The sequence below is a fragment of the Kitasatospora sp. NPDC088346 genome (genome assembly GCF_044740765.1).
Classification (GTDB): Bacteria; Actinomycetota; Actinomycetes; order Streptomycetales; family Streptomycetaceae; genus Kitasatospora.
Window position 1 is genome coordinate 263,010 of the sequence record NZ_JBIURH010000005.1, and the last position, 15,139, is coordinate 278,148.

A 15,139-nucleotide genomic window follows, 5' to 3' on the forward strand; every position below is an offset into this window, starting at 1 on the left:
GTCGCCGGACGGCTGTCCGGCAGTGTCGCACCGGCTCGCTCCGGACGAGGAGAACTCTCGCAACGCCGGTGAGCCATGTCAATGGTCCGGAATCCGTAGTGACCGATCGTCAAATGACCTTGTACGGAGGTGGATCGGCGCACCTGGGACCGGTTCGGCGTGTCGGAGTTGGGCCGGTATTCGACGAACCGTCCGCACTCCGTCCGCGGGGTGTCCGTCCTCGGGGTGTCCGTTCCGGCGGAGCCGGGGCCGGCCCGGCGGTGCGGGCCGGCCCCGATGGCGCGGGTCAGTCCCGGAGAGCGAGCAGCAGGGCCGGGACGATCAGCAGGAGCGCCCAGGGTTCGGCGAGGGCGATCAGGCCGAGGCCGGTGTAGGCGGCGGTCTCGGCGACCCGGCGCCGGGCGCGCCGGCGGTTCCGGCCCGCCTTGCCGGCCTTCTTGACCGGGGACTTCCCGGCGGACTTCTTCTTCGTTCCGCCTGCGGGGGTCGCAGCGGCGGGCGTCGCGGCGGCGGGCGCGGTCGGGTCGGTCTGCTGCGGGTCGCCGGGCAGCTCGGACGAGGTGTCCTTGGTCAGGTCGAGCACGGTGTCCTCCTGGAAGGGAATGCGGAAGGGTGGTCGGGGGCGGGGTCAGGCGAGGTCAGGCGAGGTCGGTGTCCGGGATCCAGGAGCCGTGGATCATGGCGGGCACCCGGCGGGGCAGGTGGACGGTGGCCACCGGCGGCAGGCTCAGGTCGGAGGCGTCCAGCACGACCAGCCGCGAGGCGTCGGCGTTCAGGTCGCTGACGACGCTGAGCAGGTAGCCGTCGTCCTCGCTCGTGCCGCCGGCGGCCGGGACGAAGACCGCCTCACTGGGGAGCTGTCCGGTGCCGAACGGCAGCAGCTGACGGGTACCGGCGGCGCGGTCGTACTTGACGAGCGTGTGGTTGCCGACGCCGAGGTCGTCCGGGAAGGACAGGGCGTACTGGTAGCGGTGCGCCCGGCCGAGGTAGGCGTCGTTGATGGTCGGGAACTCCACCACGAGGTCGTCGGTGTCCTCCTCGCGGACGGTGCCGGCCGCCATGTCGACCGTCCAGCGGCGGCTGCGGGAGCCGGAGTTGGGCTCGGCGCCGCGGTCGGGCGCGCCGACCCACCAGTTCCAGGAGCGCTGCCAGCCGGCGCGGCCCACGCTCGGGCCCTCGATCACGATCCGCCCGCGGGCGTCCTCGTAGGCGTTGGCGAGGTGCATCGCGTAGCCCTGGCCGATCTCGAACCAGCGGACCCGCTGCGCGCCGCCGGCGCCGCGCGGCATCACGCCGATGCGCGAGGCCTGGGCGTCGCTCCAGGCGTAGGGGATGCCGGAGTGCTCGGTCGGGTCGAAGGTGACCGAGCCCTCCAGGAAGACCACGTGGTGGGCGGTGATGGCGAAGTCGTGCTTGAGCGCGGGGCCGGCCCCCGGAACCTCCTGGCTGTCCAGGACCCGGCCGTCGGGGGAGGCCACGTGGTGGATCAGGTACGGCGGGAGCGGGGAGGAGCCGAAGAAGTGCAGCTCGCCGGTGACCGGGTCCTCCTTGGGGTGCGCGGTCATCGCCGAGGTGAGCTTGCCGTTCCAGTCGAAGGGGCCGACCGTCTCCAGGTCGGGGGTCAGCTCGAACGGGAGGTTGGCCTCGCAGAGGGCGAGCAGCCGTCCGCCGTGTTCGATGACGTGGGTGCCGGCGGTGGAGGCGCTCAGGTCGGGGCCGTGCTCCGTCATGTACGGCGCGCCGTCCAGGGCGGGGGTGTGCACCCAGCGGTTGCGGTACCACTCGGCGCGGCCCTCGCGCAGCCGGATGCCGTGCACCATGCCGCTGCCCTTGAACCAGTGCGTCGGGGTGACGCCGGGCTTGGGGTTGTGGCTGTTGCGGATCAGCCGTCCGGTCAGCTCCGGGGGCAGGGCGCCCTCGACGGTGAGCCCGGTGGCGCTGATCTCGTCCACGACCGGGGCGTAGTGGCCGGTCAGGTAGGGCTTGCTGGTCACGGTGGTGCCTCTCTCGTTGGTGATGCCGACAGCAGAAGTATGTGTGGTTGACCACTCACTCGATGGCCCGAAAGGAGGGCGGCCCGCACGTCGGCAGGCCGCCACCCGAGGCCGGTCAGAAGTGCCGGATGCCCGATGTGAGCGTGCGCGTCCAGGGCGCGTCCACGGCGTCCGCGTCCATCGCCACCAGCAGGTGGCAGAGCATCCCGACCGCGAAGAACTCCTGGACCTGGCGCTCGTCCCCGCCGGAGGCGCCGCGGACGTACTCGACCATCCGGGCGTACCCGGCGCGCACCGCCTCCCGGACGGCCGGCTCGGAGACCGCGGCCGCCTGGGCGTGCATCTGCACCAGCAGCAGGTCGTTGTCGCTGATCAGCCGCGCGTACGCGTCGCCCATCGCGGACAGGACGGCCTCCGGGGCACTCCCCCGGGCACCGGCGGCACCGGCCTCCAGGCTGGCCCGGACCCGGACGAAGCAGTGCTCCACGACCGCGACGAACAGCGCCTCCTTGTTGGGGAAGAGCCGGTAGACGTAGGCCTGGGAGATGCCGGCCGCCTTGGCCACCTCACTGGTGGTGGTGCCGAAGTACCCGCGCGAGGCGAAGGCACCGATCGCGGTGCGCAGCACCGTCTCCCGGCGCTCCTCCGCGGTGGAGAGCTGGCGTTGTCGTTCCGATTGCATGTGAGTACTCAATCACTCACACTTTTGGTTGTCAACCGCCCTCGCCGGGGAGGCCACACCCGGGGCCCCTCCCCGGGAGCGGGCAGGGACGCGCGGGAGCGGGCGCGAACGCGCGGGAACGCCGGAGGCGGCGGTGGGGCCGCAGCCGGGGCCGGATCGGGAGCCGATCCGACCTGACTGCCACCCCACCGCCGCCTCACCCGCCGGGAGCGGGCCGACCGCGGGTCCGGGCTCAGACCGCCGGGGCCGGGTAGGTCGGGTACTCCACGCCGGATACGTGCTGCACGACCCGGACGACCTGGCAGGAGTAGCCGAACTCGTTGTCGTACCACAGGTAGAGGATGGCGTTGTCGCCCTCGACCTTGGTGGCACCGGCGTCGACGATCGAGGCGTGGCGCGAGCCGATGAAGTCGCTGGACACCGCGTCGGGCGCGCTGATGAAGTCGATCTGGCGCTTGAGCGGCGAGGTCAGCGACACGTCACGGAGGTGGTCGAGGACCTCCTCGCGGGTGGTCTCGCGGGCGAGCTGGAGGTTCAGGATCGCGATCGAGACGTCCGGCACGGGGACGCGGATCGAGCTGCCGCTGATCGTCGCCTTGAGGTCGGGCAGCGCCTTCGCGACGGCCGAGGCGGCACCGGTCTCGGTGATCACCATGTTGAGCGCCGCCGAACGGCCACGACGGTCGGAGTCGTGGTAGTTGTCCAGCAGGTTCTGGTCGTTGGTGTACGAGTGGACGGTCTCCACGTGGCCGCGCAGGACGCCGTACTCGTCCGCCATCGCCTTCAGCGGCGGCACGATCGCGTTGGTGGTGCAGGACGCGCAGGACAGGATCTGCTCGTCCGGCTTGATCGTGTCGTGGTTGACGCCGTGCACGATGTTGGGCACGTCGCCCTTGCCGGGCGCGGTGAGCACCACCTTGGCGATACCGGGGCGCAGGTGCTTGGAGAGCCCCTCGCGGTCGCGCCACCGGCCGGTGTTGTCGATCAGGATCGCGTCGTTGATCCCGTACTCGGTGTAGTCGACCTTGGTGGGGTCGTCCGAGTAGATGACCTTGATCTCGGTGCCGTTGGCGATGATCTTGTCATTCGCCTCGTCGACCGTGATGGTGCCCTGGAACTGGCCGTGGATCGAGTCCCGGCGCAGCAGCGAGGCGCGCTTGACGAGGTCCTCACCGGCGCTCTTGCGGACCACGATCGCCCGCAGCCGCAGCCCGTTGCCGGAGCCGGCCTTCTCGATGAGCAGGCGGGCGAGGAGGCGGCCGATCCGGCCGAAGCCGTACAGCACGACGTCGCGCGACTCGCGGCGCTCCACCTTGTTGGCACCGGTGGCGCCGGCGACGGCCTCCGCGGTGAACTCCGCCACCGACAGGCCGCGGTCGTCGCTCTTGTACGTCGCGGCGAGCATGCCGATGTCGATCTGGGAAGGACCGAGGTCCAGCGCGGTGAGGGCTTCGAGGAACGGCACCGTCTCGGTGACCGAGAGCTCCTCGCCGGCGATCTGGCGGGCGAACCGGTGAGTCTTGAGGATGCTGACCACCGACTTGTTCACCAGGGAACGGCTGTGGACCAGGACGGTGACGTCCCGCTCCCGGTGCAGCCTCCCGATGATCGGGATCATCGACTCCGCGATCTCCTCGCGGTTCTTCCAGTTCGTGAACACGTCTTCGTTGACAGTCACAGTTCATCTTTCGAGCTAGGCGATGCGCACACCCATGCTAGCCACGGGCCCGTGCGAGCCTGCAGGCGGACCCTCCTGAGCAGGAGATTCCCGCCCCCGGCACCCGGTCGCCATCGAGGTGATGGAGAGTCACCTGACGCCCACTCTGTGCAATTTCACTATTCGACGGCGCATCTAACAATAGATCACGAAGTATAACGCTTCGATGAAGTCGCATACCCACCGAATGCCCGAATGGAGTAGACCATTGAGGAGGTCGGAGACCAACTGCGCATTTCTCCCGCCGGGTTGGAATCCGGCTCTCCGCGCGGAGCAGATGATTGAACGTGAGACATCTTCGCGCGCAGAACACCGCTATTCAGGGTGATCCACACTTCTGGCAGGATTCCCGGCACTCAGCCCTCCGCAGGAACGAGGTGTGATTTGCCCGGTCGCAGGAGAGTTCCGGAAAGGCGGTTCACCACCTTCCGCCGCCTCGCGGCCGCCGCCTGCGCCGCCCTCGCGGGCCTCCTCGTCCTGGCCCCCGCCGCCCCGGCCCACGCCCGCGGCGAGACCGTCCGGCTCACCGTCACCGGCGTCCGGGCCGGACGCCCGATCGCCGCCGCCACCTGGGAGAGCGACGCGCGCCCCGTCGGCGAACGGCTCGTCGGCACCCTCGGCGCGGTCTCGGCCGACGGCGCCGCCCTCGGGCCGTGGCGCCTGGTCCCCGTCCCGGGCCGGGCCGGCGCCTTCACCACCGCCGAGGTGCTGCCGCCCGGCCGCTGGACGCTCACCGCCGAGTCGTCCGCGCCCGGGATCGGTCGGGCCGAGGGCGTGGTGGACGTGCCGGGGGACGACCCGGCGACGGCCCCGCCCGTCTCCCCCGACCCCGCGCCCGACCCCGCACTGGACCCCGACCCCGCACCCCGACCGTCCTGGACCTGGACGCGGGCGCTGGCCGCCGTCGGGGTGACGATCGGGTCCGTGGCCGCCGTCGCCGTGGCCGTGCTGTTCCTGCGCCGCTGCGCGTAGGGCCCGCGCCGCCGGCCCTTTCGGGCGAACCCGGCTCCGCCGCCGCCGCGCCGGGCGCCCTCCGAGCGAGTCCCGCCGGCGTGCGGGAGCGACGCTTCGCGGTCGCCATGACCGCGGTGCTAGAAAGGACGCATGGTCGAACAGCCCGACCGACCCCGGACCGTATCGAAGCAGTCGCTGATCGCGAAGACTCGGCTCGGCAAGAGCCCTCGGAGCGTTGCCGGCCAGGTGTTCGTGCTGCAGGTGGCGGTCGTGGTGCTGCTCGTCCTGGGGGCGATCCTGGCCCTCGTCCTGGAGTCCCGGCGCGCCAGCGAGTCGGAGGCCGTCAACCGGTCGGTGGCCGTGGCCCAGACCTTCGCCAACTCCCCCGGCATCATCCCGGCACTGGAGTCGCCCGCACCGACGGCCATCCTCCAGCCGCTGACCGAGCAGGCCCGCCAGGCCGCCGGGGTGGACTTCATCGTGGTCATGGACACCCACGGGATCCGGTACACGCACCCGCTGCCGGACCGGATCGGCAAGCAGTTCGTCGGGACGATCGGCCCCTCGCTCGCCGGTCGCGTGTACACCGAGAGCGTGCACGGCCCGCTCGGCCACGAGGTCCAGGCGGTCGTCCCGGTGACGGCCTCCGACGGAACGGTGGTGGGCCTGGTGTCGGCCGGGCTCAAGGTGAAGAACGTCGTCACGGCCGGGGACCGGCAGCTGCCCGTCATCCTGGGCACCAGCGCCGCCGCGCTCGCGGTCGCCACCGCCGGGACGGCTCTGGTCACCCGGCGGCTGAAGCGCCAGACCGGCGGTCTCGGCCCGGCCGAGATGACCCGCATGTACGAGCACCACGACGCCGTCCTGCACGCGGTCCGCGAGGGCGTGGTCATCGTCGCCCAGGACGGCCGGCTGGTGCTGGCGAACGACGAGGCGAAGGAACTGCTGGGGCTGCCGGCCGACGCCGAGGGCCGGCACCTGTCCGAGCTGCGCGACCTCGATCCCGGCACCGCGGAGCTGCTGCTGTCGGGCCGGGTCGCCACCGACGAGGTGCACCAGTCCGGCGGGCGGCTGCTGGCGGTGAACCAGCGCCCGGCGGAGCGCCACGGGAACGGCATGGGCACGGTCGCGACGATCCGCGACTCCACCGAGCTCCTCGCGCTGTCCGGGAAGGCCGAGGTGGCCGGCAAGCGCCTCGCCCTGCTCTACGAGGCCGGCGTCGGCATCGGGACGACGCTGGAGGTGGTGCGCACGGCCGAGGAGCTGGCCCGGGTCGCCGTCCCCGGCTTCGCCGACTTCGTCACCGTCGACCTCGCCGACCCCGTCCTGGTGGGCGAGGAACCCACCGGGACGGGCCGGGACCTGCGCCGGGCCGCCGTCAACGGGATCCGCGAGGACCACCCCTTCTACCCGTGCGGCAGGCTGATCGCCTTCGTGCCGTCCACCCCGCAGGCGATGGGCTTCGACAGCGGCCACTCGCAGGTGGTGCCCGACCTGTCGGTGGCGCACGGCTGGCAGGCCCAGGACCCGCAGTGGGCCCGCCGGATCGTCGACTACGGGGTGCACTCGCTGATCGCCACCCCCCTGAAGGCCCGCGGCATCATCCTCGGCGTCGCGAACTTCTGGCGGTCGGAGAAGCCCGATCCGTTCGACGACGAGGACCGCTCGCTGGCCGAGGAGCTGGTCGCGCGGGCCGCGGTCAGCATGGACAACGCCCGCCGCTACACCCGCGAGCACGCCATGGCCGTGACCCTCCAGCGCAGCCTGCTGCCGCGCGCCCTGCCGGAACAGAGCGCCCTGGAGGTCGCGCACCGCTACCTGCCCGCCCAGTCCGGGGTCAGCGGCGACTGGTTCGACGTGATCCCGCTGCCCGGCAGCCGGGTCGCCCTGGTGGTGGGCGACGTGGTCGGCCACGGGCTGCACGCCGCGGCCACCATGGGCCGGCTGCGCACCGCCGTGCACAACTTCTCCGCCCTCGACCTGCCGCCGGACGAGCTGCTCGGCCACCTCGACGAGCTGGTGAACCGCATCGACCAGGAGGAGACCGAGAGCGGCACCGGGATCGGCATCACCGGCGCCACCTGCCTGTACGCGATCTACGACCCGGTCTCCCGGCTCTGCACCATCGCACGGGCCGGCCACCCGACGCCGGCGCTGGTGCGGCCGGACGGGAGCGTGGTCTTCCCCGACCTCCCGATCGGCCCACCGCTGGGGGCGGGCGCCGCCGGGATGCCGTTCGAGACGGCGCAGGTGCACCTGGCCGAGGGCACCCAGATCGTGCTGTACACGGACGGGCTGGTCGAGGAGCGCACCCGGGACTTCGACGTCGGCATGGAACTGCTGCGCGAGGCGCTGGCCGGCCACCGCCGGGAGCCCGAGGAGCACTGCCAGGCCCTGCTGGACGCCCTGCTCCCCGCCCGCCCGCAGGACGACGTGGCGCTGCTGATCGCCAGGACCAGGGTGCTCGGTGCGGACCAGGTCGCCGAACGGGACGTGCCGTTCGACCCGGCCACCGTCGCCGAGACCCGCGCGTGGGCCACCGGGACGCTGGAGCTGTGGGGCCTGGACGACCTGGTCTTCGGCACCGAATTGGTCCTCAGCGAGCTGGTCACCAACGCGATCCGCTACGGCTCGCCGCCGGTCCGGGTACGGCTGCTGCGCGACCGCGCCCTGATCTGCGAGGTGTCCGACGGCAGCAACACCTCCCCGCACCTGAAGTACGCGGCCACCACGGACGAGGGCGGCCGCGGACTCTTCCTGGTGGCCCAGCTCACCGACCACTGGGGCACCCGGTACACCTCGCAGGGGAAGATCATCTGGGCGGAGCAGCCGTTGCCCGCCCCGGCCGCCGACCTCGACGGGCAGCCGGGGCCCTCGACGGCCCGCCCGGTGGCCCCCCTGTCGCGTTCGGCGTCCGCCGCTGCGGAGCCGGCGGCGGCCCCGCCGCCGTCCGGCGAGCGCTGAACCACCGGCTCGCCGCAGCCCGGGCCGGCCGGCGGCGCGCCGCGGGCCGCCGGTCAGTCCCCGAGCTGTGCCGCGGCCCGTACGAGCCGTTCCTCGATGCCCTCCAGGACGGCCAGGGCGGCGGCCTGCTCCTCGTCCGTGGTGTCGCCGACGGTGGCCGCCTCCAGCCGGCGCCAGAGCTGTTCGACCTCCCTGCGCAACGCGTGGCTGGCGGTGGTGGCCTCGATCAGGGAGGCGCGCCGGTCGTCGGTGCAGGGGGAACGGCGGACGAAGCCGGCCTGTTCGAGGCGCCGGACGGTGCGGGTCATGGTGGCGGCGTCGGAGTCGAGCAGGCGGACCAGGTCGATCTGCCGCTGCGGTCCGAGTGACCAGAGCTGCATCATGACCAGCTCCTGGCCGGGGTGCAGGCCGACCCGGCGCAGCAGGTGCCCGGCGATCATGCGGTGGGTCCGGGCGACCCGGAAGATCGCGTGGCTGATCGGCCCCCCACCCGCGGCGGCGGGCAGCGGGACGGCCTCACCCGCCCGGGCCGGTGAGCACCCCTCGCTGCCGTCTGTGGGCTGCGCCATGGTCCGGATGCTCCTGTCCTCGTCATCGATTGTTCGAGCAGGATACCCCCGGAGCCCGAGGGATGCCGCGCCGCCGGCCGCTCGACCGGCCCGAATCCCCCACCCCCAAGGTCATGTGACGGGCGTCACAGGTGTTTGCGGCATACCTTCGGCCGGATTTACTGTTCGGACAGGTAAATTGCTGGAGGCAGGCAGGACCCGCCGCAGCACCCCCGTTCGAAGGGCTGGACCCCATGACCACCGCATTCGACCCGATCGACCTCGGCGGCACCCGCCTGGCCAACCGCATCGCGATGGCGCCGATGACCCGCAGCCGTGCGTACGGACCCGGCGCGAGCCCGACGGAGCTGACGGCGACCTACTACGCCCAGCGGGCCGGCGCGGGGCTGATCGTCACCGAGGGAATCCAGCCGTCGGTGGTCGGCCAGGGCTACCCCGACACCCCCGGGCTGCACTCCGCGGAGCAGATCGCCGCCTGGCGGCAGGTGACCGACGCGGTGCACCGCGAGGGCGGGGTGATCTTCGCGCAGCTGATGCACACCGGCCGGATCGGGCATCCCAGCCTGCTGCCCGACGGGCTCGTACCGGTCGGGCCGTCCGCGGTGGGGGCCGAGGGCCGGGTGTACACCCACGAGGGGCCGAAGGAGTTCGTCACGCCGAAGGAGCTGGACGAGGCGGAGATCCGGCAGACCGTCGAGGACTTCGCCGCCGCCGCCCGGGGCGCCGTGGCGGCCGGGTTCGACGGCGTGGAGGTCCACGGCGCCAACGGCTACCTGATCCACCAGTTCCTCGCACCCAACACCAACCGGCGCACCGACGGCTGGGGCGGCGACACCGAGGGCCGGATCCGCTTCGCCGTGGAGGTCACCACCGCCGTGGCCGAGGCGATCGGCGGCCACCGCGTCGGCCTGCGGATCTCGCCCGGGAACCCGTTCAACGACATCGCCGAGGACACCCCGGGCGAGGTGTACGAGGCGCTGCTGGAGCGGATCGCCGGGCTGGACCTGGCCTACCTGCACCTGATGGAGGGCCCGGACCGCGGGCTGACCGCACGGCTGCGCAAGGTCTGGCCGGGCACCTTCGTCCTCAACCCCTTCACCTACCCGCAGGCCACCGGCCCCGACGCGCTGGCGCTGGTGGAGGAGGGCACCGCGGACGTGGTCGCCTTCGGCGCGCTGTTCCTGGCCAACCCGGACCTGCCGGCCCGGCTGGCCGCCGGCGGCCCGTTCAACAGCCCGGACCCGGCCACCTTCTACGGCGGCGACCACCGCGGCTACACCGACTACCCGACCCTCGCCGGCTGATCCCGGGGCCGTCCCGACGGCCTGCCGCCGGGACGGCCCGCCCCCGCGACCCCACTCTTGTGAGACGGGGTCAGTTCACCCCCACCCCACCTTCCTCTTGGAGCTCTCGATGTCCCACGCGATCACCTACGCACGCTACGGCGGCCCGGACGTCCTCACCCTGACCGAGGTCGACGCCCCCGGGCCCGGTCAGGGCCAGGTCCGGATCAGGGTGCGGGCCGCCGCCGTCAACCCGATCGACCTGAAGCTGCGCTCCGGGCGGATGGCCGGCGCCCGGCCGGCGGAGTTCCCGGCGCATCCGGGCCTGGACGTGGCCGGCGTCGTCGACGGGGCCGGCCCGGGTGCCGGCGCCGCGGTCGGCGACGAGGTCCTCGGCTCGGCCGTGGGCGGCGGCTACGGCGAGTACGCGCTGCTGGACCAGCCGTTCGCCAAGCCGGCCGAGATCTCCTTCGAGACCGCGGCCGCCCTGGTCACCGTGGGCGAGACCGCCTACCGGGGCCTGCGACAGCTCGACGTCCAGCCGGGCGAGACCCTGCTGGTCCACGGCGCGGGCGGCAGCGTCGGCACGGTCGCCGTCCAGCTCGCCGTCGCCCGCGGCATCACCGTGGTCGCCACCGCCGGTGAGCCCGACCTCCAGCGGCTCACCGCGCTCGGCGCCCGGGCCGTCCGCTACGGCGACGGCTGGGTGGAGCGGGTGGAGGCGGCCGCCCCGCAGGGCGTGGGCCGGGTCTTCGACACCTCCGGCGCGGGCGTACTGGCGGAGTCGGTCGCGCTGACCGGCGACCCGGCCCGGGTGATCACCATCGCCGACATGGACGCCGCCCGGCACGGCGTGCGGTTCAGCGCCGGAGGGCCGACCAACCGCTTCCCGCAGGCCATCCCCGAGCTGGCCCGGCTGGCCGCCGCCGGCCGCCTCGACCTCCCGATCGGCGCCACCTACCCCCTGGCCGAGGCCGCCCGCGCCCACGCCGACATCGAGGCCCGCCGCACCCGCGGCAAGGTCGTCCTGCTGCCCTGACCGCCCCGGACACCGCACCACCCCGCACCACCCCGCACCACCCCGCACCGAAGGACGGAACCCCCATGTCAGCGCACACCCTGCCCGAACCGACCTTCGCCCGCACCGTCGTGGGCGCCGGCCCCGGCCTCGCCCTGGCGCACGGCGCGGGCAGCAGCGCGGCCGGCACCTACGGCCCGATCCTGGACGGCCTCGCCGCCCGACACACCGTCGTCGCCGTCGACTACCCCGGCAGCGGTGACACCCCCCGCGCCGCCGCGCCGCTGTCCCTGGACGACCTGGCCGACCAGCTGGTGGCCGCCGCCGTCGCCGAGGGCCTGGACACCTTCGCGCTGTCCGGGTACTCCCTCGGCGGCCCGGTGGCGATCCGTGCCGCCGCCCGCCACCCCGAGCGCGTCAGCGCCCTCGTGCTGACGGCGACCTTCGCCCGCCGGGACAACCGTCTCGCCCTCGCCCTGCCGCTCTGGCGCAGGCTGGCCGAGTCGGGCGAGCGCCAACTGCTGGCCGAGTTCCTCACCATGATGGCCCTGGGCGCCGACGCCCTGGAGGCGATGCCGGAGGACCAGCTCCGGCAGGCCGTCGGCTTCACCGACGCCGGCGTCGCCGACGGCACCCCGGAGCAGGCCGAGCTGGCCCCCCGGATCGACGTCCGCGACGACCTGGCCCGTGTCCGGGCACCCACCCTGGTCGTCTCCACCACCCAGGACTGGTTCACCTCCACCCGCCTGCACCGCGAGCTCGCCGACGGCATCCCCGGTGCCCGGCTCGCGGAGATCGCCACCGGCCACCTGCCCATGGTCGAGCGCCCGGAGGAGTGGCAGGCGCTCATCACCGGCTTCCTGGCCGAACACGGCGCCTGACACCGGCCGCGCCCGGTGGCGGGCCGCCGCTCCCCACCGGGCCCGGGCCCGTCGGTGCACGGGAATTCCCGTGCACCGACGGGCCTTTCGCCTTCCCACCGACCGCTCGGCGGTCTGCGGCCATGTGCGGTGCGGAGAAGACAATTCCCCCAGGACTGTCCTGACGTCACGTCAGTTGACTAGGCTTCGCGAAGTTTCGAAGACATGATCGATGGTCGCCACTATGCTCGGCCCGCAGCATCATGTCAGGTACGCGCTAAATGGAGGCTTCGCAGCGGCTGATCCACCCTCTCGTCCCCACCCGCCCCCTCCGACCGACTCCAAGGCGCGCCATGACCTCTGACCAGCAAGGCCTGCTCGATCCTCCGCTCATGGCCGGAGGATCGGCCCGGTGAGAATCACCCGCAAGCTCGCCGTCCTCGCCACCGTGCCGCTGCTCGCCGTGCTGGCCTTCGCGGCGCTCGCCCTGCGCATCACCGCGGGCCAGGTGTTCGGTGCCGCGCAGCTGCGCTCGATGGTCGCCATCAGCGCCCAGGCCGGTGACCTGACCCACCAGCTCCAGCGGGAACGCACCTGCGCCGCAGTCCTGTTGACCGGCGAGGCGAGCCCCGACCGGACCAACGCCTACCTCCACCAGATCCAGGCCACCGACGCGAGCATCGCGGAGTACCGCCGGCTGCGGGCCCGCCTGCACCAGGGCCGGGGCAACGCGCTCGGCCTGCTCCGGCAGGTGGACGACGACCTGGCGGGCCTGCCCGCGCTGCGCAAGCAGGTCGAGTCGGGCCCGGGCGCCGCGCTGTCCGCCACCACCTTCCACTACCGGATCGTCATCGCCGACCTGCTGGCCTATCGGGGCGACGTCGCCGAGGCCGGGCGCGCCGGCGCCGATCTGGCGGACCGGATCAACAGCGGGGTGGCCCTGGCCCGGGCCCAGGAGGCCGTCGGCCAGCAGGAGGTCGCGGTCCTCACCTCGCAGGCCTCCGGCGTCCTCACCCCGGCCGCGCAGCAGGCGATCACCGCCACCCGCACCGGGTACACCGAGGCCGTCCTGGAGTTCCAGCGGACCGCCACGCCCGAGTGGCAGAGCTGGCTGGACCGCTCGATGACCGGCACCGAGATCATCGCCGCGGGCCGCCTGGAGGACGCCGTCGCCCGCGCCCGGCCCGGCCGCCCGCTGCCGCTGGACGCGAGCTGGACGGCCGTGATGGACGAGCGGTCCGACCGGCTCCAGCAGGTCGAGCAGAAGGTCGACGCCGCGGCCCTCGCCCGGGTCACCGACTTCCGTACCACGCAACGCGGCTGGGCCCTGAGCGAGGGCCTGGCGGTGGTGCTGGCGGTGGTCTCGGTGATCGTCCTGGCGTTCCGGCTCGGCCGTCCGATGATCCGGGAGCTGCGCCGGCTGCGCGACGCCGCGCACGCCGTCGCCCACGAACGCCTGCCGGCGGCCGTCGCCGCACTCTCGACCGGCGGCGCCCTCGGGGGCGCGACCCCGGAGGAGTTCGCCGCCGCGGCGGGCGACCCGGTCAGGGTCCGCGGCCGCGACGAGATCGCCGAGGTCGGCGCCGCCTTCAACACCGTCAGCCGGGAGGCGGTGCGGATCGCCGCCGAGCAGGCGGCCATGCGCGACCGGATGGGGACCGTCTACGTCGGACTGGCCCGCCGGGCCGAGCGGCTGACCGGCGCGCTGGTCCGGGCGCTCGACACCGCCCAGCGGGACGAACCGGACCCGGAGCGGCTGGCCCGTCTCTTCGAACTCGACCACCTGGCCAGCAGGATGCGCCGCAACAACCACAGCCTGCTCGTCCTCGGCGGCGAGGCGACCGCCCGGGTGCGGTCGACGAACTCCCCGGTGGAGGACGTCCTGCGGGCCGCGGTGGCCCAGATCGAGCGCTACACGCGGGTCGACGTCGGGACCACCGACCAGGGCGTCCTGATCCAGGGCCGGGCGGTGGACCACCTGGTCCACCTCTTCGCCGAACTGCTGGACAACGCCACCGCCTACTCCAAGCCCGGGACCAGGGTGACCGCCGAGGCCAGGCTGCTGACGGACCGGCTGGTGGTGCAGGTCTGCGACCAGGGCATCGGCCTGCCCGAGGACCGCTGGGAGGAGGCCAACGAGAAGCTGGCCGCGCCCTCGCCGGTCGAGGTGGCCGCCGTCCGCGCGATGGGGCTGACCGTGGTCGGCCACCTGGCCTCCTGGTACGGCATCCGGGTCGAGCTGCGCCCGCGGCCCGGCGGCGGCACCATCGCCGAGGTCACCCTCCCGGACGACGTGTTCGAGCTCGCCGGGGCGGCCGGTCCGGCCCCGCTGCCGACCCCGACCGTGCTCCCGCCGGCGGCGCCGGCGCCGGTCCCGGCCGCCCCGGCGCCCACGCCCGCACCGGAACCCGCGACCGACGGCACCACCGGCGCCGGCCTGCCCCGTCGCCGGCGCGCGGCGACCCCCGAGGCCGAGCCCGCCCCCGTGCACGCGGTGGCGCCGAGCACCTCGGACTCCCCGGCGCCGGCCGCCCACCCCCCGCACGGACCGGCGCACCGCGACCCCCGGCAGGTCTCGGCCGCCATGGCGGCCTACGCCCGCGGCATCGGCGCCAGCCGTGCCGGTCGCGGCGCCCCCAAGCCCCTCCTCTCCGAACCGAACCAGAAGGAAGACGCATGACCTCCCCCTCGACGCAGGATCTCGACTGGCTGCTGAACGACTTCGCGGCCCGCGTCCCGGAGATCACCCACGCGGTGGCGGTCTCCGCCGACGGACTGCTGATCGCCGCCACCCGCGACGTCGACGCCGAGCACGCCGACCAGCTCGCCGCGATCGCGTCGGGCCTGGTCAGCCTGCTGGCCGGGGCCGGGCGCCTGTTGAAGGCGGATCCGGTGATCAGCAACCTGACCGAGCTGCAGGGCGGTTTCCTGTTCTCGATGGCGGTCAGCAGCGGCGCCTCGCTGCTGGTGCTCGCCTCGAAGTCCTGCGACATCGGCCAGGTCTCCTTCGAACTCGCCGAACTGATCAACCAGGTCGGGCCGCAGCTCACCCCCGCCGCCCGCGCCAAGCTGCTCGACGCGCCCTCCTGAACCCTCCT

At 73.5% G+C, this 15,139-nt stretch carries 12 protein-coding genes; 7 read left to right on the forward strand and 5 right to left on the reverse strand.

Translation table 11 applies throughout. The features are described from left to right. Positions 1-286: 286 nt before the first annotated feature. The 4 genes from ACIOFR_RS10485 to ACIOFR_RS10500 all read right to left on the reverse strand — a co-directional run bounded on the left by ACIOFR_RS10485 (position 287) and on the right by ACIOFR_RS10500 (position 4,354). A complete protein-coding gene (locus ACIOFR_RS10485) occupies positions 287-583 on the reverse strand; it encodes a hypothetical protein (protein ID WP_400994549.1) in 297 nt (98 codons plus the stop codon). A gap of 55 nt (positions 584-638) precedes the next feature. Next, positions 639-1,994 (reverse strand): carotenoid oxygenase family protein, encoded by a 1,356-nt coding sequence (locus ACIOFR_RS10490; protein WP_400994552.1) that lies wholly within the window; start codon positions 1,992-1,994, stop codon positions 639-641. Positions 1,995-2,109: 115 nt separating this feature from the next. Next, positions 2,110-2,676, reverse strand: coding sequence for a TetR/AcrR family transcriptional regulator (locus ACIOFR_RS10495; protein ID WP_400994554.1), 567 nt, complete (start codon positions 2,674-2,676; stop codon positions 2,110-2,112). 232 nt (positions 2,677-2,908) lie between these two features. Then, positions 2,909-4,354 (reverse strand): glyceraldehyde-3-phosphate dehydrogenase, encoded by a 1,446-nt coding sequence (locus tag ACIOFR_RS10500; RefSeq protein WP_400994556.1) that lies wholly within the window; start codon positions 4,352-4,354, stop codon positions 2,909-2,911. A 423-nt stretch (positions 4,355-4,777) separates the two neighbouring features. Between ACIOFR_RS10500 and ACIOFR_RS10505 the strand changes: the two genes are divergently transcribed. Further along, positions 4,778-5,365, forward strand: coding sequence for a hypothetical protein (locus tag ACIOFR_RS10505; protein WP_400994558.1), 588 nt, complete (start codon positions 4,778-4,780; stop codon positions 5,363-5,365). 132 nt (positions 5,366-5,497) lie between these two features. Beyond that, complete coding sequence (locus ACIOFR_RS10510; RefSeq protein WP_400994560.1) at positions 5,498-8,311, forward strand: SpoIIE family protein phosphatase; 2,814 nt, start codon at positions 5,498-5,500, stop codon at positions 8,309-8,311. 53 nt (positions 8,312-8,364) lie between these two features. On the opposite strand, the gene ACIOFR_RS10515 is transcribed toward ACIOFR_RS10510, so the two are convergent. Beyond that, complete coding sequence (locus ACIOFR_RS10515; RefSeq protein WP_400994562.1) at positions 8,365-8,880, reverse strand: MarR family winged helix-turn-helix transcriptional regulator; 516 nt, start codon at positions 8,878-8,880, stop codon at positions 8,365-8,367. A gap of 233 nt (positions 8,881-9,113) precedes the next feature. Here ACIOFR_RS10515 and ACIOFR_RS10520 point away from each other — a divergent pair, with 233 nt between their 5' ends. The 5 genes from ACIOFR_RS10520 to ACIOFR_RS10540 all read left to right on the forward strand — a co-directional run bounded on the left by ACIOFR_RS10520 (position 9,114) and on the right by ACIOFR_RS10540 (position 15,131). After that, the gene (locus ACIOFR_RS10520; RefSeq protein ID WP_400994564.1) at positions 9,114-10,184 is read left to right on the forward strand and encodes an alkene reductase; all 1,071 of its coding nucleotides are present in this window, start codon (positions 9,114-9,116) and stop codon (positions 10,182-10,184) included. 109 nt (positions 10,185-10,293) lie between these two features. Then, on the forward strand, positions 10,294-11,202 hold the full coding sequence (locus tag ACIOFR_RS10525; protein ID WP_400994567.1) for an NADP-dependent oxidoreductase: 909 nt from the start codon (positions 10,294-10,296) through the stop codon (positions 11,200-11,202). A 65-nt stretch (positions 11,203-11,267) separates the two neighbouring features. Further along, positions 11,268-12,062 carry an alpha/beta fold hydrolase gene (locus ACIOFR_RS10530; protein WP_400994569.1) on the forward strand — a complete coding sequence of 265 codons (795 nt, stop codon included), beginning with the start codon at positions 11,268-11,270 and terminating at the stop codon, positions 12,060-12,062. A gap of 391 nt (positions 12,063-12,453) precedes the next feature. After that, positions 12,454-14,721, forward strand: a complete 2,268-nt coding sequence (locus ACIOFR_RS10535) for a nitrate- and nitrite sensing domain-containing protein (RefSeq protein ID WP_400994571.1) — start codon at positions 12,454-12,456, stop codon at positions 14,719-14,721. Continuing rightward, positions 14,718-15,131, forward strand: coding sequence for a roadblock/LC7 domain-containing protein (locus ACIOFR_RS10540; protein ID WP_400994573.1), 414 nt, complete (start codon positions 14,718-14,720; stop codon positions 15,129-15,131). Before ACIOFR_RS10535 ends, ACIOFR_RS10540 begins: the two co-directional genes overlap by 4 nt. Positions 15,132-15,139: the final 8 nt, after the last annotated feature.